This is a genomic window from Sphingomonas arantia, from assembly GCF_042682045.1.
GTDB classification, from domain to species: domain Bacteria; phylum Pseudomonadota; class Alphaproteobacteria; order Sphingomonadales; family Sphingomonadaceae; genus Sphingomonas_R; species Sphingomonas_R arantia.
This window is the reverse complement of the sequence record NZ_JBHUGS010000002.1, coordinates 1,030,117-1,052,949: the sequence shown is the minus strand read 5'-3', so window position 1 is coordinate 1,052,949 and position 22,833 is coordinate 1,030,117. Positions and strand designations below refer to the sequence as shown.

The following is a 22,833-nucleotide window of genomic DNA, read 5'->3' as shown; positions in this document are numbered from 1 at the left end:
CCCACCATGGACCGACCGTCGATCCCATTGATGCTGTTGCCCGCCATGGGGTGCGACGGCCAGTTGTGGGCGCGCCAGATCATGGATCTGGGCGACGTGGCCGAGCCGGAGTTCGGCGACCTGTCGCGCGATACGACGATCGACGACATGGCGGCACGCGTGCTGGACGATGCGCCGCCGCGGTTCGCGGTCGCGGGGGTCAGCCTCGGCGGCTATGTCGCGATGGAGATGGTGCGGCAGGCGCCGGACCGGATCACGAAGATCGCGCTGTTCGGGACGCGCGCTTCGATGGAGGCGCGGCCGCGGACGGTGGCGGACCAGGGGTCGCTGGCCACTGCGCCGCACGACGACCCGCAGCTGTCGAAGATCATCAGCGGGCCGGTACAGGCGATGGCCGAGCGGGTCGGCAAGGCGGTGTTCGAGCGGCAGCAGCAGGCGTTGCTCGCGCGGCCCGACATCGCCGACGCGATCGCGTCGATCCGTGTGCCGACTTTGGTGGCGGTGGGGGACCGCGACCGGATCTGTACGCCGGACGATGCGCGCGCGCTCAGTGCGCTGATCGCGGGGGCGCGGTTCCATATCCTGAAGTCGTGCGGGCATCTGTCACCGATGGAGCGCCCCGGCGAGGTGACGATGCTGCTGCGGTCTTGGTTGCGCGGCTGGTAGGGCGACCGCGTCGGGTTCGACCGGGACGCGTGGCAGGCGCTGCCACCGGCCGCTGACGGTGATCCGGTCGAACAGGTGGTTGCCGAGTGTGATCAGTGCTGCGCCGGTGCTGGCGCAGAGGAACAGCGTTGCGGCGAGCGCGATGGCGAGGAGGGCTGTCGGGCCGTGCAGCGTCGGCTTGGCGAGGGCTTCGAGTAAGGTGAGCGCGGCGTAGGCGACACCCCAGAGCGCCAGTCCCGCGACGCGGAGGCCGATGTCGGCCTGTTTCGATCGATGCCACGCGGCCATGCCTTATCCTTTCGACAAGGCAGCCCAGTTATCGGTCGGCGCGTAGGTATTCGAGAGCGGTTCCGGGCGATCGCGTAGTGTTCGCGTAAAGACGCGTTACGGATCGACGAGCAGGCGGTAGCCGACGCCGAGTTCGTTGGCGATCAGGCTGCCGACCGGGCCGGGGGGCTCGAGCTTCTGCCGCAGGTTGCGGATGACGATGCGGAGATATTCGATGCGCGGATCGTCGTCGCCGCCCCAGGCCGCGGCGATGATGCGGTCGTGCGTCACGACGCGGCCGGGGTGGCGCGCGAGGATCGCCAGTACGTCATGCTCCTTGCGCGTCAGGTGGAGCGGTTCGGTGCCGCGCCGGACGATGCGGCGGTCCAGGTCGATCGTCAGGTCGCCCTTGTGGAGCGTCTTCTGCGCGGTGTTGCCCGCGTCGCGGTGGCGGAGTGCGGCGCGCAGGCGGGCGAGCAGTTCGTCGGTATCGAACGGCTTGGTGACGAAATCGTCGGCGCCGAGATCGAGCGCGGCGACCTTTTCCTCCGTCGCGTCGCGGGCCGAGACGATCAGGACGGGCACCTCGCCGTTGCGGCGCAGCAGCGGGATCAGGGTGAGGCCGTCGCGGTCGGGCAGGCCGAGGTCGAGCAGCACCGCAACCGGATGTTCGGCCGCGGCCCCCGACAGCGCATCGCGCGCGGTGCCCACCTCCACCACCGCATAGCCGGCGCGTTCCAGCGTGTGGCGGAGCAGCCGGCGGATCGCAACTTCGTCATCGACCACCAGGATACGCGCGGGCATCAGATCGCGTCCGACGCGACGGCGCGAACGATGAGCGCGGTCGGGAAGACGAGCGTGAAGGCGGCACCGGCTTCCTCGGGGCGGTTGCCGGCCTCGACCGTCATGCCCATCGCTTCGGCGAACGCCTTGACGATCGCGAGGCCGAGGCCGGTGCCGCCGGCGGCGCGGTCGGAGCCCTCGAGCCGGTGAAACGTCTCGAACACCTCCGCCTCGCGCCCCGGCGGCAGGCCCGGGCCGTGATCGCAGACCGACAGTCGGATCTCGCCATAGACGTGCCGGCCGGCGACGAGGATCGCGGTGCCGGGGTCGCCGTAGCGGCCGGCATTGTCGAGCAGGTTGAGCAGGCAGTGATGGAAAAGCTGCGGATCGACCAGCACGAGCGGGAGGTCGGGGGGCACGTCGAACTGGATCGCGTGACCTTCGAGTGCGCGGCGGGCGTCGTGGGCCGCGCCGGCGACCGCGTCGGCCAGGTCGGTCGGTTCGACGTTGAGCTTCAGCGCGCCGGCCTCGACCCGTGCCATGTCGAGCAGGTTGGCGACGAAGCGGTTGAGCCGGGCGGCCTCGTTGCGGATCGTGCCGATCAGTTCGGGCGTGGCGCCGTGGCCGAGTTCGTCCGCGGCGGCGATGACGGCGGTGAGCGGGGTGCGCAGGTCGTGGCTGACCGATGACAGCAACGCTGCACGGAGCCGGTCGCGGGTGCGGACCGCGTCGACATCGCGCATCTCCATTTCGAGGCGGAGCCGTTCGAGCACCAGCGCGGACTGGTCGATGAGGCTGGAAAGGAGCGGGACCTGGTCCGCGCGGATCGGTTCGCCGTTGTCGCGCGCGACGCCCAGCACCGCGAGCGTGCGGCCGCCGGCGCGGACCGGGTTGAACAGCCATTCGGACGCGGCGAGCGTGCCCGATCCCTTGCCGGCCGGCGTGCCGGTGTCCGACGCCCAGTTGGCGGCGGCCATGTCCATCGTATCGAGCCGGTAGTCGGGCGTGCTGGCGGCCTGGACCGCGAGACCGGGGCCGACGAGCGGGGCGAGCAGCACGGCCTGGACGTCGAACAGCCGGGCGACGTCCTCGCAGATCAGCCGCGCGGCCTCGGACGGGTCGTTGACCGCGCTCAGCTGGCGCAGGAAGCCGGCGAGCGTGGCGTTGGTGCGCGCACTGGCGGCGGCGAGATCGGCCTGCGCCCGGACGCGGGCGGTCAGCTGGCTCGTGGCGACCGCGACGCCGAGCAGGACGAAGATCGAGATGACGTTTTCGGGGTTGCTGACGCTGAGCGTGCCGACCGGGGGCAGGAAGAAGAAATTGTAGGCGAGCGAGGAGGCGAGGCCGGCGAACAGCCCGGTGCGCAACCCGAACAGGCTGGCCGCGACCATGACGGGCAGCAGGTAGAGCAGCGCGACATTGCCGAGATCGAGGATATGGAACAGCGCGCTGCCGACCGCGGTGACGAGCGCGACGACCAGGAGCGTAATCGCGTAGCCGGACGTCGTGCCCCAGCCGGCGCCGCGTCGCTGTCGCGGTTCGGATGCGGCGGGGCGGGCGTCGAGCGGCAGGACGTGGACGGTGACGCCGGGCGTGTCGCGGACCAGCCGATCGACGACCGACCCGTGGAGCAGTTCGAACCAGCGCGAGCGGCGCGATTTGCCGACGACGAGTTGTGTCGCGCGGGCGGTGGTGAGGAAACCGCGGATGCCGTCGACCACCGATGCGGCGGGCACGGTGGCGACCGCGGCGCCGAGCTGCGTCGCGAGCGTCATCGCTTCGGCCACGCGGCGGTGCTGCGCGTCGTTGAAATGGGCGGTGCGCGGGGTTTCGATGAACAGCGCGGTCCAGGGGGCGTGCAGCCCGTCCGACACGCGCTTGCCCGCGCGAACGAGGCCGTTGGCACCGGGCAGTTCGTTGATCGCGACGACGATCCGGTCGGTGCCGGCCCAGGTGCCGCCGACGCCGAGCGCGCGGACATGATCGAGCATCTGCGCATCGACCGCCTGCGCGGCGCGTCGGAGCGCAAGTTCGCGGAGTGCGGAAAGGTTTGATTTGGAGAAGAAGTGGCCGAGCGCGCGGGTTGCTTCATGGGGCAGGTAGACCTTGCCGGCCTTCAGCCGCTCGATCAGTTCGTCGGGCGGGATGTCGACGACCTCGATCTCCGCCAGTTCGAGGATGCGGTCGGGCACCGTTTCGCGGACCCGGACGCGCGTGAAACTGGCGACGATGTCGTTCAGGCTTTCGACGTGCTGGATGTTGAGCGTGGCGTAGACGTCGATCCCGGCGGCGAGCAGCTCCTCGACATCCTGATAGCGTTTCGGGTGGCGGCTGCCGGGCGCGTTGGTGTGGGCGAGTTCGTCGACCAGCGCGAGGCGGGGGGCGCGGGCGAGGACCGCGTCGATGTCCATTTCGCTCAGGATGCGGCCGTCATAGGGGACGTCGCGGCGCGGCACGATTTCCTGCCCGCGGGTCAGTGCTGCGGTCTCGGCGCGGCCGTGCGTTTCGACGACGCCGATCACGACATCGACGCCGTCACGCCGGCGGGCGGCGCCTTCGGACAGCATCTCGAACGTCTTGCCGACGCCGGGGGCGGCGCCGAGGAAGATCTTGAGACGGCCTTTGCCCTCCTGCGCGGCCTGGCGCAGGAGGGCATCGGGGTCGGGTCGGGCATGGTCGCCGTCCGTCATCGGCGGGCGGACGCGTCCAGCGCGCGGTTCATGGCGAGCACGTTGACGTGGGGATCGCCGAACAGTGAGGTTTCGGTCGCGCGATCGACGAGCGCGGTGACGGCAGCGACCGGCAGGCCGCGGACGCGGGCGATGCGTGGGGCTTGTGCGGCGGCGGCGGCGGGCGACAGATCGGGATCAAGCCCGGAGCCGCTGGCGGTGACGAGGTCGGCGGGGAGGGGGCCGGCGACCCCCTCGGCCCGGACGCGTGCGACGTCCGGCTGCACGCGGTCGACCAGAGCCTGCGACGCGGGGCCGAGGTTGGAGCCGGACGAGGCGAGCCCGTCATAGCCCTTGCCGGCGGCGGACGGGCGCGTCTGGAAATAGCGGTCGGTGGTGAAAGCCTGGCCCAAGACGGTCGAGCCGATGACGCGGTCGCCGTCGTGAACCAGGCTGCCGTTCGCCTGGAACGGGAAGAACGCCTGGCCGATGCCGGTCATGGCCAGCGGGTAGGCGAGGCCGAGGAGGGCGGCGAACAGGATCGTCATGACGATCGCGGGCCGCAGTGCGGAGGTGAAATCCTTGCCCATGGGAAGATCCTTATGCGAGGCCGAGGGTGCCGACGAGCAGGTCGATGACCTTGATGCCGACGAACGGGGCGACGAGGCCGCCGAGCCCGTAGATTGCGAGATTGCGGGCGAGCAGCGGCCCGGCGCCCATCGGCGTGTACTTCACGCCGCGCAGCGCGAGCGGGACGAGCATCGGGATGATGATCGCGTTGAAGATGATTGCCGACAGGATCGCACTTTCGGGCGAACCCAGCCGCATGACGTTCAGCACGCCCAGCCCCGGATAGAGCACCACGAACATCGCCGGGATGATCGCGAAATATTTCGCGACGTCGTTGGCGACCGAGAAGGTGGTGAGCGCGCCGCGGGTCATGAGCAGCTGCTTGCCCAGGCCGACGACCTCGATCAGCTTGGTCGGATCGCTGTCGAGATCGACCATGTTGCCCGCCTCGCGCGCGGCCTGCGTGCCGGTGTTCATCGCGACGCCGACGTCGGCCTGGGCCAGCGCGGGTGCATCGTTGGTGCCGTCGCCGCACATCGCGACGAGCTTGCCGCCGGCCTGTTCCTTGCGGATCAGCGCCAGCTTGTCCTCGGGGCTCGCCTGCGCGAGGAAGTCGTCGACGCCGGCCTCGGCCGCGATCGCGGCGGCGGTGAGCGGGTTGTCGCCGGTGATCATCACCGTGCGGATGCCCATCGCGCGCAGTTCGCCGAACCGTTCGCGGATGCCGGCCTTCACGACGTCCTTCAGGAAGATCGCGCCGAGCAGGCGGCCGTCCTTGGCGACCGCGAGGGGCGTGCCGCCGGCGCGGGCGATCTCGTCCGTGATGCGGCGCAGTTCGGTCGCCGCCGCGGTCTGGCCGACGCCAGGATTGGCCTTCAGGATCGATTCCACCGCACCCTTCTGGAGCAGCATGTCGGCGGTGCGAACGCCGGAGATGCGGGTCTGCGCGGTGAACGGGATGACTTCCGCCCCGGCGGGCAGGTCGGTCGTGCGGATGCCGAACTTCTCGCGCGCCAGGACGACGACCGAGCGGCCTTCCGGCGTTTCATCGGCCAAGCTGACGATCAGCGCGGCCTCCGCCATCTCCGCGTCGCTGGTGCCGCCGACGGCGCGAAATTCGCTCGCCTGGCGGTCGCCGATCGTGATCGTGCCGGTCTTGTCGAGCAGCAGGACGTCGATGTCGCCCGCGGCCTCGACCGCGCGGCCGGACTTGGCGAGGACGTTGAAGCGGACGAGACGGTCCATGCCGGCGATGCCGATCGCGGAGAGCAACGCCGCGATGGTGGTCGGGATCAGCGTGATGAGCAGCGCAGCGAGGATCGCGACCGGGATCGAGCCGCCGGCATAGCTGGCGAAGCCCGGGATTGTGGCGACCGCGATCAGGAAGATGATGGTCAGCCCGACGAGCAGCAGGGTGAGCGCGATCTCGTTCGGGGTCTTTTGACGCTCGGCGCCTTCGACCAGCGCGATCATGCGGTCGAGGAAGCCCTTGCCGGGTTCGACGGTCACCTTGACGCGGATCTCGTCGGAGATGACGCGCGTGCCGGCGGTGACGGCGGAACGGTCGCCGCCCGCCTCGCGGATCACCGGCGCGCTTTCGCCGGTGATCGCCGCTTCGTTGACGGAGGCGACGCCGGACACGACCTCGCCGTCCGACGGGATCAGGTCGTTGGTTTCGACCAGCACCACGTCGCCGACCTTGAGTGCGCTGGCGGGCACGTCGTCATAGTCGCGGCCGGTGCCCTTCAGCCGCTTGGCGATCAGGTCCGCCTTGGTCGCGCGCAGCGAGGCGGCCTGCGCCTTGCCGCGGCCCTCCGCCAGCGCCTCGGCGAACGTGCCGAACAGCACGGTCAGCCAGAGCCAGATGACGAGTTGCAGCTTGAACCCGGTGGTCAGCCCGTCCTGCCCGACGACGAGCAGGACGGTCATCAGTGCGGCGACCGTGGCGGTGACGAACATCACCGGGTTGCGGATCAGTTGCGCGGGGGCGAGCTTGGTGAAGGACGCCTTGATCGCCGGCACCATGAGGTCCGCGGTGAACAGGCTCTTGGACTGCGATCTTTGTGTCGTGTGGGCCATGATGGCGCTTCCGTCAGGACAGAGTGCCGCGGATCATCGCAAGATGATCGGCGATGGGACCGAGCGCGAGGCTCGGCAGGAAGGTGAGGCCGCCCAGGATCAGGATGATCCCGACGAGCAGGCCCACCCACAGGCCGTCGGTGGTCGGGAAGGAACCGGCGCTTTCCGGAACATGCCGCTTGGCCGCGAGACTCCCCGCGATGGCGAGCATCGGCACGATGACGAAGAAGCGGCCGAACCACATCGCGAGCCCAAGCAGGCCGTTATAGTAAGGCGTGTTGGCGGTGAGACCCGCGAACGCCGAACCGTTGTTCCCGACCGCGCTGGTGAACGCGTAGAGGATCTCCGAAAAGCCGTGCGGACCCTTGTTCAGCGGCCCGGCGAGACCGGCCTGCAGCACCGCGGACAGCGATGTCAGGCCGAGGATCATCAGCGGCAGGACGGCGATGGCCAGCACGGCGAGCTTCACCTCGCGGCTCTCGATCTTCTTGCCAACATATTCCGGCGTGCGGCCGACCATCAGCCCGGCGACGAACACCGCCAGGATGGCGAAGAGCAGGAAGCCGTAGATGCCCGCGCCGACGCCGCCGATCACGACCTCGCCCAGCTGGATGTTGAACAGCGGGATCATGCCGCCGAGTGCGGTGAAGCTGTCGTGCATCGCGTTGACCGCGCCGCAGGAGGCCGCGGTGGTGACGACCGCGAACAGGGCGGAGGCGGCGGCGCCGAACCGGACTTCCTTGCCCTCCATGTTGCTGCCCGCCACGCCGAGGTGGTGGAGGACCGGGTTGCCGGCCGCTTCCTGCGAGTAGGTGACGAAGACGCCGGCGAGGAACAGGATGATCATCGCGGACAGGATGGCCCAGCCCTGACGAGTGTTGCCGACCGCCTCGCCGAACGTCCAGGTCAGGCCGAAGCCCAGGACGAAGATCGACAGCATCTGGACCAGGTTGGTGAGTGCGGTCGGGTTTTCGAACGGGTGCGCGGAGTTGGCGTTGAAGAAGCCGCCACCGTTGGTGCCGAGCATCTTGATCGCTTCCTGGCTGGCGACGGGGCCGAGCAGGATCGACTGGCGGGCACCCTCCAGCGTCTGGACGTCGACGACGCCGGCCATCGTCTGCGGCACGCCGCTGGCGATGAGGAAGATCGCGTAGACGACCGAGATCGGGAGCAGGACGTAGAGCGTGACGCGCGTCATGTCGGCCCAGAAATTGCCGATCGAGGCGGACTCACGCCGCGCGAACCCGCGGAACAGCGCGAACGCCAGCGCGATGCCGGTCGCGGCGCTGAGGAAGTTGTGGATCGTCAGGCCGAGCATCTGGCTGAGGTTCGACATCGTCGATTCCCCGCCATAGCTCTGCCAGTTGGTGTTGGTGGTGAAGCTGACCGCGGTGTTGAACGCGAGGTGCGGGGAGAGCCCCGCCAGCCCTTGGGGGTTAGCGGGCAGCACGCCTTGCAGGCGCAGCACCGCGTAGGTGAACGCCATGAGCGTCACGTTGAACAGCAGCATGTGGAGCGCGTAGCGCCGCCAGCCCTGTTCGGCCTGCGGATCGATGCCGGACAGTTTGTAGAAGCCGCGCTCGACGGGGCCGAGGACGAGGTGGAGCGGCGTGCGGCGCCCCTCGTACAATGCGAACAGCCAGGCGCCGACCGGTCTGGTCAGCGCGAGCAGGATGGCGACGAAGCCGAGGATCAGGATCCAGCCCTGGAATGTCATGATGCCGCCTCCTTCAGAAGCGTTCGGGGCGGATCAGGACCGCCACAAGGTAGATGAGCAGGCCGAGCGCGGTCAGTGCCGCCAGCCAGAGGTCGAGTGTCATCGCGTCATTGCCTCACGCATTGTCGCATAGCCGGGCGTAGGCGAGCGTCGCCGCCACCAGCCCGACCATGACGAGGATCCACAGCAGGTCGTCCATGGGTCGATCTCCTCAGAACGCGGCGGTCAGCGAGACAAGGACGGTGCCGCCGGCGATCGAGCCGGTGCCGTCCTGACCCTTGCTGAAGCTGGGCCGCAGGTAGCGGGACTCCGACGTCGAAATATCGGTGTCGACGTAGGAGACGTTGAAGGTCAGGTTCCGCCAGGTCGCGTCGGCACCGAGCGACCAGTCCCAATACTCGCCGGTCGGGGCGACGGCGGTGGCGTTCGGGCCGAGGCCGTTCTGGCCCCAGCTATGACCGACATGCGCCTTCGCGGTAATCGGCGTGCCGACGACCGCGACCGCGCCGTCGCCCCACAGGTAGAGATTGTCGTCCTTGTCGCCCGGGCTGGTGTAGACGCCCGCCGCTGCGTCCGAGCCCGTCGCGTACCATTTGCCGATCGCCTGCTGCTTCGGCGCATAGGCTGCACCGGCGGTCAGCGTGGCGGGGCCGGCGGTGCCGGTCAGCTTGGCATAGGGTTCCGCGAAGTCGGTCTTGTCCGCGCCGCCGGGGTACATGTACCAGGTCAGGCCGACGTCGATCGTGGCGTTGTCGGCCAGCTTCGCCTTGTAGCCGCCGATCAGGTCGAGTTCCATGTTGGCACCGCCGAACGTGCCCCAGCCGGCGAGGTTGGACCCCCAGGTGCCGACGTAGAGCCCGCTGTCGTGCGTGACGGTCAGGCCGGCCTGGACCGCCATCTCGCGGTCGGACTGCGACACGCCGCGGAACCGGTAGTCGGAGACGAGGCCGGCGGAGCCGCTGACGACGATCGCGGGCGTGGCGGCGACCGACTCGCCGGACTGGGCCTGCGCGATGGCCGGAATGGTGATGAATGCGACGGCGATAAGCGATTTGGAAAACGTCATGCGTGGCCCCTGCCGATGGCGGCCGCAGAATATTCGCGGCGCCTCAAGGACGCGCAATTAGGGCGGCGCCGCGTTGCAAATCGAGATCGATTCCGACGCGCCGCATAGCGATTGCATATGAATTGCGGATTTTGCCGGTTGTCCGATCCGCTTTCGGAGGCCGATCGGCCCAAGCGGTCCTCGCTCAGGCTAGTTCTGCAAGTAGGCCATCGAGCGCGATACGCTCCATGGAAATCAAATGGTCACGGAACAGACTTAGCGAGATCGGTTAATGATGTGTTACCCATCTAAAAGAGACGAAGGTATAGTGTAGCCGACACTATTGCGACGCCGGTTTTGTTGACTTCGTTAAGACGATTTGTCCAGATTGTGCATCTGTTGGCGCGGCAGAACTGGCGTGCCCGGAACCAGGAGAGATGGTTGTGAAAGTTACGCGTTCCCAATTTGGCATCAGCCTGAACTCGAACATTTCCGCGGTCGCCCCGGTGGCGGAAGCGGCCCTCATCACGCTGCCGATCTTCGGCACCGAAGGGAACGACACCATCGTCGGCGGCGCGGACGGGGAACTGATCTCCGGTCTGGGCGGCAACGACCGGATCACCGGCAACGGCGGCAACGACACGATCAACGGCGGCAGCGGCAACGACACGCTGTACGGCAATATCGGCAACGATTTCCTCGACGGCGGCAGCGGATCGGACCTGTTGTTCGGCGGGCAGGGCGACGACATCATCAGCGGCGGGCTCGGGTCCGACACGATCGAGGGCGGCCTCGGCAACGATACGCTCGACGGCGGTGGCGTGCTGGGCCTGATCGACGGCAGCGGCGATACGGCCGGCTATTCGACGGCCACTGTCGGCAGCGGCGTGGTGGTCAGCCTGGAACTGCAGGGTGAGTTCCAGAATACCGGTGCGGCCGGGTCCGACCTGCTCCTCGGGTTCGAGAACCTGGTCGGCACGCGGTTCGCCGACACGCTGGTCGGCGACCGGTACGATAACCGGCTGGACGGCGGCGAAGGTGCGGACAATCTGTTCGGTCAGGCCGGCAACGACCTGCTGTTCGGCGCCGCGGGCGACGACACGCTGAACGGCGGCGACGGCATCGACGCGCTGTTCGGCGGCGATGGCAACGACACGGTGTTCGGTAACCTCGGTCGCGACACGCTGTCTGGTGGCGAAGGCGCCGACTCGCTGTTCGGCGGCCAGTCCGAGGATACGCTCGACGGCGGCGGCGGCAACGACCTGATCCAGGGCGGACTGGGCGCCGACGTCACGACCGGTGGCCTGGGCGCGGACAATTTCCGGTTCATGCAGGCGGCGGATTCCGAGGTCGGGGCCGGCGACATGATCCTCGATTTCGTGAGCGGCAGCGACCGGATCGACCTGTCCATGCTGCGCATGAGCGCGTTCGATACGCTGTCGATCGAGAATATCGGCGGGAACAGCCTGATTTCGGTCGACCTGCTGGGCGATGGTGTCGCCGACATGGAGATCATGGTGGCGGGGATCGACTCCGTCGTCGCCAGCGACGTGTTCTGGGGGTAACGGCCCGGATCGGGACAGGTGCCGCTGCCCGCCGGTGCCTGTCCTAACCTTATGAAAACTGCCCCATTTTGGGATTCACGCCCCGACCGCGACATTACGGCGTTGTCATGAAACTGTTGCACGGCGCTGACAGGGGTATTCACCATAGTTCGGACCGGACAGGACGCACGGAGGCATGCCGCCTTCGTGCGTCCGATATTTCAGGGTCCGGCGCAGGTGAGGAAAACTGGGCATGGCGCAAGTCGGTGATATCGCGATCGTTGGTTATGGTGCGGATACGGGGGTCAAATCCTTCTCGTTCGTGATCCTGGCGGACCTGTCCGGGCAGACGATCAATTTCACCGACAATGGCTGGCTGGCGGCCGGTGGCTTCCGCGGGGGCGAAGGCACGTCGAGCTATGTCGTGCCGGCCGGCACTGCGATCGGGACGGTCGTAACGGTCAACGTCACCGGCACCTTCAACCCATCGACCAGCGGTGACCAGATCATCGCCTATACCGGGTCCGCTACCGAGCCGACGTTGCTGTATGCCGTCGATTTCGCGGACGGCAACGCGGCCTATGCAGCCGACGCGGGCAATTCCAACACCTCCGCCGTGCCGACCGGTCTGACGTTTGGCGAAACCGCGCTGGCGTTCGGCGCCGACAATGCCGCCTATACCGGACCGCTCGGCGGCACGCGTGCGGAGATCCTGGCGAACATCGCCGACGAGACGCTCTGGACGCAGAACGACACGGCCGGCGTGACCTATCCCGCCGGCTTCACGGTGACCGCCGCGGGTGAGGCGGGCAGCTTCGCGATCGGCGACGTGCAGGCGGCAGAGGGCAATGCCGGCACGACCGCCATCGAATTCGTCGTGCAGCGCACCGGCGGCAGCACGGGTGCGGCGACGCTGACCTACACGGTCGCCACCGGGACCGCGGGCGCGGACGACCTGTCCGGCGCGCTGACCGGCCAGGTGACGTTCGCGGACGGCCAGACCGAGGCGCGGATCACGGTCGCGGCGAACGGCGACACCGTGTTCGAACAGGACGAGACGTTCACCGTCACGCTGTCCGACGCCAGCATCGGCACGATCGGCGACGCGACCGCGACCGGCACGATCCTGAACGACGATGCTGCACCGGCGGTCGGCACCTTCGCGATCGCGGACGCCGCGGTGGCCGAGGGCAATGCCGGCACGACGCAGCTGACCTTCACGGTCACGCGGACGGACAGCAGCACCGGCACCGTCGAACTGGCCTATGCCATCGACCTGAACGGCACCGCGGACGCGGCCGATCTGGACGCGACCGGCGGCACCGTGGTGTTCGCGGACGGCCAGACCAGCCAGACCATCACGGTCCTGCTGAACGGCGACGTGCTGGTCGAGGGCGACGAGACGTTCGGCGTGACGCTGACCACTTCGACCGTCGGCGCGACGATCGCGGACGGCAGCGCGACCGGCACGATCACGAACGACGACGTTGCGGGTTCGGCCGGCACGCTGTCGATCGCCGACGCGGCGGCCTTCGAAGGGGCGAGCGGCAGCACCGCGCTGACCTTCACCGTCACGCGCGACGGGGGCAGCACGGGCGTGGGTTCGGCGAACTACACGATCCAGCTGAACGGGACCGCGGCGGCCGACGATCTGGCGACGCAGGCGCTCACCGGCACGGTCGACTTCGCCGATGGCGCGACGACCGCGACGATCGTCGTGCAGGTTGCCGGCGATGTTCGCTTCGAAGGCGACGAGACGTTCGGCGTGACGCTGTCCGATCCGGTCGGCGTGACGCTGACCGACGCCAGCGCGACCGGCACGATCCGCAACGACGACACGCCAAGCGTGTTCATCAACGAAATCCATTATGACGACGCCGGCACCGACGCGGGCGAGGCTGTCGAGGTCGCGGGTCTCGCGGGCACCGACCTGACCGGCTGGTCGCTGGTGTTCTACAACGGCAATGGCGGCGGCGTGTATGCGACGCAAGCGCTGAGCGGCGTGATCGCCAATCAGGACGATGGTTACGGCACGCTATCTTTTGCGGTCGCCGGCATCCAGAACGGGTCGCCCGACGCAATCGCGCTGGTCGCACCTGGTGCGCAGGTGGTGCAGTTCCTGTCCTACGAAGGCACGTTCACCGCGACGGCGGGTGCCGCGGCGGGCCTGACCAGCACCGATATCGGCGTGGCCGAAGAAGGCGTCGCGGACGGTTTCTCGCTGCAGCTGGCCGGTGACGGCGCCAATGCGAGCGACTTCACCTGGGTGAATGCCCAGCAGAATACGTTCGGCGCGATCAACACGGGTCAGAACTTCCTGTCCGCCAACGCAGCGGGCGTCGTGCGGATCGGCGATACGAGCGTGGTCGAGGGCAATAGCGGCACGTCGCAGCTGGTGTTCACGGTCACCCGCGCGGGCGGCAGCGCCACGGCGGCCTCGGTCGACTATGCGATCAACCTGACCGCCGGCGGGATCGACGGGAACGACATCGGCGCGAACACCGCGCTGACCGGCACGGTGAACTTTGCCGAGGGCGTGTCGTCGCAGCGGATCGTGATCGACGTGAACGGTGACGTGATCGGCGAGTTGAACGAGACGCTGACCGTGCAGCTGACCAACCCGGTCGGCAACATCAGCATCGCGGACGACACGGCGGTCGGCACGATCGTCAATGACGACCCGCTGAACCTGGAAATCTACGACATCCAGGGTGCCGGCCACCGGTCGGAATATGCCGGCCAGGTCATCACGACGAGCGGCATCGTGACCGCCGTCGACAATAACGGCTTCTACATCCAGACCGCGACCGGCGACGGCGACAACGACACGTCGGATGCGGTGCTGGTGTTCACCAGCACGCGGCCGACCGTCGCGATCGGCGACCTGCTGAACGTCACCGGCACGGTTACGGAATATGTTGCGGGCGCGGGCTCGCTGAGCGTGACCGAGATCACGACGCCGACCACGATCGAAGTCGTGTCGCAGAACAATGCCCTGCCCGAAGCGGTGCTGATCGGCATCGGCGGGCGGCTGGCGCCGTCGGAAGTGATCGACGACGACAACCTGACCTCGTTCGATCCGGACCTGGACGGGATCGACTTTTACGAGAGCATGGAGGGCATGCGCGTGACGGTCGACCGTCCGCAGGTCGTCGCGGCGACCAACGAGTTCGGCGAGACGTTCGTCGTGGCATCGAACGGCGAAGGCGCGACCGGGCTGAACGAGCGCGGTGGCATCACGCTGTCGGAAGGCGACGACAATCCCGAGCGTCTCCAGATCGACGCCGACACGGACCTGTTCGCCGGTTACGCACCGGCGCACACCCAGGGCGACCAGCTGGGCAGCGTCACCGGCATCATGAACTATGCCTTCTCGACTTATGAGGTGCTCGTCACCGAGGCGGTGACCGTCGTGAACGACGTGGCGCTACCCGAGCGTGAGACGACCGAACTGGTCGGCAGCGCGGACCATGTGTCGATCGCCAGCTTCAACGTCGAAAATCTCGACCCGACCGACGGTGCGGCGAAGTTCACACTGATCGCCGAGGAGATCGTCTACGCGCTTCAGGCACCGGACATCATCGGCCTGCAGGAAATCCAGGATGCGGACGGCGCCGGCAACGGATCCGACCTGTCCGGTGCGGCGACGGCCCAGCTGCTGATCGACGCGATCGCGGCGGCCGGCGGCGGCAACTATGGCTATGTCGAGGTTGCGCCGACGACGGCGAATTCGACCGGTGGCGAGCCGGGTGGCAACATCCGCAACGGCTTCCTCTACAACACCGACCGGGTCAGCTACATCGCCGACAGCGCGGTTGCGGTGCCCGGGTCGGCCTATGCGGGGACGCGTTCGCCGCTGGCGGCCGACTTCTCGTTCAATGGTCAGACCGTGACGGCGATCAACGTCCACTTCACGTCGCGCGGCGGGTCGGACGCGCTGTTCGGCGACACGCAGCCGCCGGCCCAGGCCGGTGACGGTGCGCGCACCGCGCAGAACACGCAGCTGCGGACCTATGTCGACGGTCTGCTTGCGGCGAACCCGGCGCTCAACATCGCGGTGCTGGGCGACTTCAACGGCTATTATTATGAGGACGGCCAGCAGGCGCTGACCGCCGGCGGGGTGCTGACCAACCTGTACGACACGCTGCCGACCGAGGAGCGTTATTCCTACCTGTTCGAGGGCAATGTCCAGGCGTTCGACAACATCCTGGTCACCGGTGGCCTGGCCAACGGCGCGGCGTTCGACGTCGTCCATTACAATGCGGAGCAGCCGGACTCGGTGGGCCGCGCGACCGACCATGACCAGGTCGTGGCCGTGCTGGCGATCCCGCGCGTGCCGGGGACTGCTGGCGACGACCAGCTGACCGGGACGATCGGCAACGACACGTTGCAGGGTCTGGCCGGGAACGACACGCTGACCGGCCTGGCCGGGAACGACAATCTGTCGGGCGGCGAGGGCAACGACACGCTGTTCGGCAACCAGGGCGCCGACGTCCTGGCCGGTGGGGCCGGCGACGACACGCTGTACGGCGGGCAGGACAATGACAACCTGTCGGGCGGCGAAGGCGACGACACCCTGGAAGGCGGCCGCGGTGACGACGTCATCGACGGTGGCGAGGGCACCGACACCGCGACCTACTTCAACGCGGCGGGGCCGGTGACGGTCGACCTGCGCGTCGTCGGCACGCAGGATACCGGCGGCGCGGGCAGCGATACGCTCGTGTCGATCGAGAACCTGCTGGGCAGCAACTTCGCCGATACGCTGACCGGTGACCAGTTCGCCAATCGCATCAGCGGCGGGCTGGGGGCCGACACGATCGTCGGTGGTGGCGGCGACGACGTGCTGTACGGCAATCAGGATGCCGATACGATCGACGGCGGCGACGGGGCCGACATGCTGTTCGGCGGCCAGGGCGACGACACGCTGACCGGCGGCACGGGCGACGACATGCTGGAAGGCGGCCGCGGCACGAACACGCTGACCGGTGGCGACGGGATCGACAGCGCGGCTTATGCCAACGCCACGCAGGGCGTGACCGTCTCTCTGCTGTTGCAGAACGGGGCGCAGAGCACCGGGATCGGCAGCGACACGCTGGTCGGGTTCGAGGGGCTGATCGGCAGCACCTATGGCGACGTGCTGACCGGTGACGGCGGCGCGAACACGCTGACCGGGCTGGCCGGCGACGACATGCTGACCGGTGGGTTCGGCGTCGACACGCTGAACGGTGGTGAGGGCAACGACATGTTGTATGGCAACCAGGATGCCGATCGTCTGTTCGGCGGGCTGGGCGATGACTCGCTGTACGGCGGCCGCGACGACGATACGCTGTCGGGCGACGACGGGTCGGACATGCTTCAGGGTGGCGTGGGCAGCGACATCCTGTTCGGCGGGGCCGGGGCGGACAGCTTCCGCTTCGTCATCGCGGCGGACTCCACGATCGCGGCGTACGACATCGTCGGCGATTTCCAGTCCGGGTTCGACACCGTCGACCTGACCGGCCTCGCCAACATGCAGTCGGTGTTCGAGATCACGAACAGCGACGGCATGACCTTCCTGAACGTGGACCTCGGCGGCGACGACGTGTTCGACATGCGGATCGCCTTCACCGGCGAGAATGCGATCGTGCAGAGCGACATCGTCTTCGGGTGATGGTGACACGTTGAAAAGGGTGACCGCGGTGGGATATCCACGGCGGCGGTCGGGTTCGGGCGGGGTGGTGATCGGCGGAAGCGCCGGTTGCCGCCCCGATTCGTTATTGGCGCTTCCTGCGTCGCGTGGAACAGCGTTATGCTTTCCAAACCCGGCGCGCTGATGTCCCGGTGAGGGGAGAGTAGCGCGGTGCAGGACAGGACCCTCCGGACGATTTCCGATGGCAGCGTGTTGTTCGTCACGCTCGATTCATGCCGGTATGACAGCTTTGCCGCGGCCGATGCACCGGCGTTGAAATCGGTGTCGGCGCTGTACGCGGCGCAGGCGCCGTCGCATTTCACCTATGGGTCGCATGCGGCGATGTTCGTCGGGTTCACGCCGGGGGTGGCGGCGTTGAAGAAGCGCTTCCTGAATCCCAAGCTCGGCCGGCTCTTCAGACTGGCGGCGGCGGGGCATCCCGGGTTGAGCCAGCCGGGATTCGCGGTGGACGGTGCGGACATTCCGGATGGGTTTCGCAACGCGGGCTATGACACGATCGGATCGGCGGCGATGGGCTGGTTCGATCCCGCGACCGCGGTGTCGGGGACGTTGCGGCAGGGGTTCGGGTCGTTCCAGTTCTCGCAACATGCCGGTGAGCAGGTCGCCTGGATCGAAGCGCAGATCGAGGCGTCGACTGCGGCGGACCAGTTCGTGTTCCTGAACCTGGGCGAGACGCATGTGCCCTATCATTTCGAGGGCGCGGACTGGGCGGCGGCCGACAATCCGTGCGTGCCGTTCCAGACCGTCGATCGCCGTGCAGACTGCGCGCATCGCCAGCGGCTGGCGTGCGAATATCTCGACCGGCAGATCGCGCCGCTGCTGGCGCGGTTCGCGCATGCGACGATCCTGCTGTGCGGCGACCACGGCGATGCGTGGGGCGAGGACGGGTTGTGGGAACATGGCATTTCATGCGCCGCGACGCTGACCGTGCCTTTGCTGATCCGGTATCGGGGTGTGCCGGTGGAGGCGCTGCCGGACTGAGCCGTTCAGGTTGGAGCGTGACCACCGTTCCGTTTGGTCCGAGCCTGTCGGGAACGCCGCGCAGGGTTCTCGACAGGCTCGAACCGAACGGCGTTGGCGTGTTTGGGCGAAGCGGTGGGTGTGGTTCCGACTGTCTGTGCTCAATATGTGGCGTCGGGAGGCAGCGGGGCCCCGGATCAAGTCCGGGGCAACGGGAACCGCGACCGGTATTCTTACTCCGTAAACGCGTTCTGGCGGAGGCGGGTAAAGGGGGTGAGGAGGTAGGACAGGACCGAACGCTTGTCGCCGAGCAGGCTGACGTCGGCGATCATGCCGGGGCCGATCGGCAGCGCGCGGCCGGCATTGTCGCGCAGCGCGTCGCGGTCCGTGCGGACGCGGACGATATAGTGGCCTTCGCCGGTGCGCTGGTCGATCGTGACGTCAGGCGAGATCGTGACGACGCGGCCGTCGAGCGAGCCGTAGATCGCGCTGTCATAGGCGGTGATCTTGACCTTCGCGCGCTGGCCGGTGCGGACGAAGGCGATGTCCTTGGGCTTCACCATCGCCTCGACGACGAGCGTGTCGTCGCTGGGGACGAGTTCGACAAGCGGATCGCCGGGGCGAACAGTGCCACCGACGGTGGCGACCAGCACGCGGTTGATGCGGCCGGCGCGGGGGGCGCGGATGACGGTGCGCGCCAGCCGATCGGCGAGCAGCGGCATGGTTTCGGACCGGGTGCCGAGTTCACCGCGGGCGGTAGCGAGTTCGTCGCTGGTCCGCGTCCGCCAGTCCTGACGTTGCTGGCTGAGCGTCGCGCGGGCCTCGGCCACCGCGGATTGCGCGCGGGCGAGCGACGCTGATGCGGCGGCCGCCTCGCTGGCGGCAATCGCGGCGGCGCTTTCGGTCTGGACCAGCGTGATGCGCGGTTCGATGCCGCGTTCGACCAGCGGGCGGATCAGCGCCAGTTCGGTGCGCTTCGAATCGCGGGCGGCGATGCGGGCCTCCAGCGCGGAGCGGGCCTCGGCCACCGCGCGTTCGGACTGAACGATGCGCGACTGGCCGACGGAGATCATGTTCGCCAGATCGGCCTGGCGCGATGCGTAAAGGCTGCGTTCGCTGGCGATCTGGCCGCTGTCGCCCTGCACGGCGCCGAAGTTCGGAGTGGTGCCGGACATTTCGGCGGTCAGCCGGGCGAGCTTGGCCGATAGCGCGCCGACCGTGGCGCGGCCGGTGCCGAGTTCGGCGGTCGTGCTGGTCTGGTCGAGCCGGATCAGCGGGTCGCCCGCGCGAACGATCTCGCCGGTGTGGACGAGGATCGCGCTGACGATGCCCCCTTCGAGGTTCGAGACGACCTGGAGCTGCGACGTGGGGCCGATCCGCCCCTCGGCATTGACCGAGCGGTCGAGCACCGTGAACCACGCCCACAGGATGAGGATGCCGAAGAAGGCGAGAATGGTCCAGAGCAGGACGCTGGAGACGACGCGGGGGCGGACCTGGTCGGCCAGATCCTCCAGATGCATACTGCTCATGCTGCCGCCCTCGGCTGGAGTTTCTTCAGGACTTCGTCACGCGGCCCGTCGGCGATGATCTTGCCGGCGTCCATCACGATCAGCCGCGTCACGAGCTTCACCAGCGACGGGCGGTGCGTGATGACGACGAGTGTCTGGTCGGTCAGTTCGGCATGCAGCCGTTCGAGCAGGCTGCTCTCGGTCTGGGTGTCCATCGCGCTGGTCGGCTCATCGAAGATCAGCACGGGTGGACGACCGGCGAGCGCACGGGCGATTGCGATCGACTGACGCTGCCCGCCGGACAGGCTTTCGCCGCGATCGTTGAGGCGCAAGTCGTAGCCGTTGGCGATCTGGCCCATGAACTGGTGCGTGCCGGTCAGGTTCGCAGCGCGCAGCATCTCTTCATCGTCGACGCCGTCGCGGCCGAGCGTGATGTTATCGCGGACGGAGCCGGACAGCAGCACGCTTTCCTGAAGCGCCACGCCCATCTGCGCGCGCATCGCGCCGATATCGAGCTGGCGCAGGTCGGTGCCGTCCATCATCACCAGCCCGTCGGCGGGCGGATAGAGGCCAAGGATGAGCCGTGCGACGGTCGACTTGCCCGATCCGATGCGGCCGAGGATCGCGACGCGCTCACCCGGCTTGATCGAGAAGCTGACATCCTCGAGCGCGTTGGCGGTGGCGCCGGGGTAGCGGAAGGTGACCCGGCGGAACTCGATCGCGCCCTTCACCTTGGCGAGGACCAGCGGGTTCGACTGGGCGCCTTCGCGCGGGGCCTGCATCATGCCGTCGAGCTGGCGGTAGGCGGCCTGGGTGGAGGTGAGGCGCGAGAGCAGGCTGGCGATCTGCGCCAGCGGGGCGACCGCGCGGCCGGCGAGCATCGAGCAGGCGATGAGCCCGCCCATCGTCAGTTCCTGCGCACCGATCATCGCGACGCCGACGATCACGACGCCGGCGTAGGAGATCGTCTGGCCCGACGTGGCGATGTTGACGCTGATCGCGCCTACGAGCCGCTGGCGCAGCGAACTGTCCGCGTGGCTTTCCATCGCGCGGCGCCAGCGCTTAGTGAGCAGCGGGCCGGCCTGGACCGACTTCACGGTCTCAAGCCCACCGATCGCCTCGACCAGTACAGACTGTTTCGCCAGGCCCTCGCCCATCGATTGCGCGGACAGCCGGTCCATCGCGGGGCGGGTGAGGAGCCCCGCGATCAGCACGATCGGGACCATCGCGAGCGGGACAAGCACGACCTTGCCGCCGATCAGCGCGATGACGGCGAGCGTCAGCAGCACGAACGGCACGTCGACGATCGCGGTCATGGTGGCCGAGGCGAAGAAATCGCGCAGCGTTTCCAGCTCGCGCATCAGCCCGGCGAGCGAGCCAGTCGAGCCCTTGCGCATGTCCATCCGCATCGACAGCAGGCGGTTGAAGATCGACGTGCCGACACGGCGGTCGATGTCCGCGCCGGCGATGTCGACGAAGTACGCGCGCAGCGTCTTCAACAGGAAATCGAACAGCACCACGATGCCGAGCCCGATCGACAGGCCGACGAGCGAGGCGGTCGCGTTGTTGGGCAGCACGCTGTCATACACCGTCATCGCGAAGAGCGAGGTGACGAGGCCGAACAGGTTGATCATGACCGCGGCGGCCGCGACCTTCAAATAGGTCGCGCGGTTGCGGCGCATCGGCTCGGTCAGCCAGGCGGCGATCCGGGGCTTCGGCGCGTCAATGACGATCTCTTCGCTCAACGCGGTGTTCCTCGACCTGGGGTAGTAGGGGCGGGGGGGATGGCCAGCGCGTCCAGCAGCCGGCCGGTGCGCGACAGCAGGACATAGCGGGCGGCGTCGAGTTCGCCGACCCCCTGGATATAGGCGGACGCGGTGAGGAAGAACGAGTCCTCCGCGCCCAGTACATCGAACAGCGAACCGCGCGAGACGCGGAACCGTTCGAACAGCACGTCGCGCGACCGGCGGGCGGCGATGTAGCTTTCCTGGAACGCCTTCGCCTGATCGACGAGCGCCTGGACGTCGGACCAGGCGATCGTCGCGTCGCGGGCCGCTTCCTCCCGGGCGCGGGCGGCGCGGGCCTCGGCGACGTTTGCCTGCGCGCGGACCTGGTCGGCGCGGGCGTCGACGCCGCCGAAGAAGCGCTTGCGGATCGTCATGACGCCGCGGACGTCATAGTCGTCCGGGTTTTCCAGCACGCCGTAGCGGCCGGCCTGGACCCCGGCGGTGAGGACCGGCAGCGTGTCGGCACGCGCGGCGCGGGCGTCCTGTCGCGCGGCGTCGGCCTGCGCGGTGACGAGCCGGACGGTGGGCGTGGAGAGTGCCGCCTTACCGACATAGTCGCGCGACAATTCGGTCCGATCGAGCAGCGGCGCGCGGGGCAGCTGGGCCGGTGGGGGTTCGCGCAGCAATTCGGTAAAGCGCGCCTCGGCATTCGCCTGCGACCGGCGATAGCCGGCGAGCCGGACGTCGGCGCTGGCGATATAGCTTTCGACGCGGGCGACGTCGCCTGGGGCGGAGACGCCTTCCTTGACGCGCTGTTCCACCGCGACGCGCAGGTCGCGCTGCGATTGTGCGAATGCGGCGCCGAGCCGGACGAGCGCGCGGTAGACGAACACGTCGTACCATGCGCCGATCGCGCCGAGCGCCACCTGGTCAGCCGAGGCGTCGATGCCGGCGGCGGCGGCGCGGAGGCGGGCCCCGGCGGCGGCGATGCGGATCGAGGTCGCGCCGAAATCGAGCACGGTCTGCTGAATGTTGACGGTGGTGTCGGTCCGGCCCGCGGCGCGCGACCGTTCGACGATATTGTTGATGTCGTTCGAGAAGTTGCGCGCGATCGCGCGGTAGCTGGTGCCCGACACGTCGACATAGGGGAACAGGCCGGCGCGCGCCTGACCGCGTGCGGCCACCGCGGCGTCGCGTTCGGCGGTCGCCTCCGCCGATGACGGTGCCTCGCGCACGGCGCGGCCGATCATCGTGCGGAACACGTCCTCGCTGCCGTTGGTACGGCCGAGCGCCAGCACCGGATCGGCGGCCGGATCGATCCGCATCGGATCGCCGACCGGCGCGGGCAGATCGGTGGCGGCGGGGGTGGGCGGCGTCGGGACGGCGGCCAGGGCGCGGTCCGGCGACAGCGCCGTTCCGGCAAGTACCAGCAGCAATGCGGCGCACACGGGCCGCCGTGCGTCCCCGGCCGACCGGACTTTCGATACGTTCAAGTCAATTGCCCTCGCCCATCCCGCACCGACCGTCCACCGCGTGTCCGCGGCCCACCGAACGGCGTGCAGGCCCGCTTACCGGGTCCCGTCCGCACCGTCATCCACCATGACTGCAT

The 22,833-nt window shown here is 68.4% G+C and carries 15 protein-coding genes; 4 read left to right on the top strand and 11 right to left on the bottom strand.

Annotation, left to right across the window (positions count from 1 at the left end):
* Window positions 1-6 precede the first annotated feature (6 nt).
* Window positions 7-666, top strand: coding sequence for an alpha/beta fold hydrolase (locus tag ACFSGX_RS10620; protein ID WP_157175496.1), 660 nt, complete (start codon window positions 7-9; stop codon window positions 664-666).
* Here the strand turns inward: ACFSGX_RS10620 and ACFSGX_RS10615 are convergent.
* The 8 genes from ACFSGX_RS10615 to ACFSGX_RS10580 all read right to left on the bottom strand — a co-directional run bounded on the left by ACFSGX_RS10615 (window position 604) and on the right by ACFSGX_RS10580 (window position 9,817).
* Window positions 604-954: a hypothetical protein gene (locus tag ACFSGX_RS10615; protein ID WP_380929709.1), complete on the bottom strand. Its 351-nt coding sequence runs from the start codon at window positions 952-954 to the stop codon at window positions 604-606. The two genes, ACFSGX_RS10620 and ACFSGX_RS10615, sit on opposite strands and share 63 nt — an antisense overlap.
* Before the next feature lie 96 nt (window positions 955-1,050).
* Window positions 1,051-1,737 (bottom strand): response regulator transcription factor, encoded by a 687-nt coding sequence (locus tag ACFSGX_RS10610; RefSeq protein WP_380929708.1) that lies wholly within the window; start codon window positions 1,735-1,737, stop codon window positions 1,051-1,053.
* Window positions 1,737-4,406, bottom strand: coding sequence for a DUF4118 domain-containing protein (locus ACFSGX_RS10605; RefSeq protein WP_380929707.1), 2,670 nt, complete (start codon window positions 4,404-4,406; stop codon window positions 1,737-1,739). Before ACFSGX_RS10605 ends, ACFSGX_RS10610 begins: the two co-directional genes overlap by 1 nt.
* The gene (kdpC, locus tag ACFSGX_RS10600; protein ID WP_380929705.1) at window positions 4,403-4,975 is read right to left on the bottom strand and encodes a potassium-transporting ATPase subunit KdpC; all 573 of its coding nucleotides are present in this window, start codon (window positions 4,973-4,975) and stop codon (window positions 4,403-4,405) included. The genes ACFSGX_RS10605 and kdpC overlap by 4 nt, the downstream gene beginning before the upstream one ends.
* A gap of 10 nt (window positions 4,976-4,985) precedes the next feature.
* Complete coding sequence (gene kdpB / locus ACFSGX_RS10595; protein WP_380929703.1) at window positions 4,986-7,034, bottom strand: potassium-transporting ATPase subunit KdpB; 2,049 nt, start codon at window positions 7,032-7,034, stop codon at window positions 4,986-4,988.
* A 13-nt stretch (window positions 7,035-7,047) separates the two neighbouring features.
* Window positions 7,048-8,751, bottom strand: coding sequence for a potassium-transporting ATPase subunit KdpA (gene kdpA / locus ACFSGX_RS10590; protein WP_380929701.1), 1,704 nt, complete (start codon window positions 8,749-8,751; stop codon window positions 7,048-7,050).
* 13 nt (window positions 8,752-8,764) lie between these two features.
* On the bottom strand, window positions 8,765-8,854 hold the full coding sequence (gene kdpF, locus ACFSGX_RS10585; RefSeq protein WP_022685962.1) for a K(+)-transporting ATPase subunit F: 90 nt from the start codon (window positions 8,852-8,854) through the stop codon (window positions 8,765-8,767).
* 108 nt (window positions 8,855-8,962) lie between these two features.
* Window positions 8,963-9,817 carry a TorF family putative porin gene (locus tag ACFSGX_RS10580; protein ID WP_380929699.1) on the bottom strand — a complete coding sequence of 285 codons (855 nt, stop codon included), beginning with the start codon at window positions 9,815-9,817 and terminating at the stop codon, window positions 8,963-8,965.
* A gap of 422 nt (window positions 9,818-10,239) precedes the next feature.
* On the opposite strand from ACFSGX_RS10580, the gene ACFSGX_RS10575 reads away from it, so the two are divergent.
* The 3 genes from ACFSGX_RS10575 (at window position 10,240) to ACFSGX_RS10565 (ending at window position 18,010) form a co-directional block, all read left to right on the top strand.
* Complete coding sequence (locus tag ACFSGX_RS10575; RefSeq protein ID WP_380929698.1) at window positions 10,240-11,361, top strand: calcium-binding protein; 1,122 nt, start codon at window positions 10,240-10,242, stop codon at window positions 11,359-11,361.
* A 232-nt stretch (window positions 11,362-11,593) separates the two neighbouring features.
* A complete protein-coding gene (locus ACFSGX_RS10570) occupies window positions 11,594-16,990 on the top strand; it encodes a Calx-beta domain-containing protein (RefSeq protein WP_380929696.1) in 5,397 nt (1,798 codons plus the stop codon).
* A 189-nt stretch (window positions 16,991-17,179) separates the two neighbouring features.
* On the top strand, window positions 17,180-18,010 hold the full coding sequence (locus ACFSGX_RS10565; RefSeq protein WP_380929695.1) for a hypothetical protein: 831 nt from the start codon (window positions 17,180-17,182) through the stop codon (window positions 18,008-18,010).
* A 212-nt stretch (window positions 18,011-18,222) separates the two neighbouring features.
* On the opposite strand, the gene ACFSGX_RS10560 is transcribed toward ACFSGX_RS10565, so the two are convergent.
* From ACFSGX_RS10560 to ACFSGX_RS10550, 3 genes are read right to left on the bottom strand one after another with little or no spacing between them, the layout of a single operon-like run.
* Complete coding sequence (locus ACFSGX_RS10560) at window positions 18,223-19,518, bottom strand: HlyD family type I secretion periplasmic adaptor subunit (RefSeq protein ID WP_380929694.1); 1,296 nt, start codon at window positions 19,516-19,518, stop codon at window positions 18,223-18,225.
* Window positions 19,515-21,242 (bottom strand): type I secretion system permease/ATPase, encoded by a 1,728-nt coding sequence (locus ACFSGX_RS10555; RefSeq protein WP_157175508.1) that lies wholly within the window; start codon window positions 21,240-21,242, stop codon window positions 19,515-19,517. Before ACFSGX_RS10555 ends, ACFSGX_RS10560 begins: the two co-directional genes overlap by 4 nt.
* Window positions 21,239-22,717, bottom strand: a complete 1,479-nt coding sequence (locus ACFSGX_RS10550) for a TolC family protein (protein ID WP_380929692.1) — start codon at window positions 22,715-22,717, stop codon at window positions 21,239-21,241. Before ACFSGX_RS10550 ends, ACFSGX_RS10555 begins: the two co-directional genes overlap by 4 nt.
* Between the last annotated feature and the right edge of the window lie 116 nt (window positions 22,718-22,833).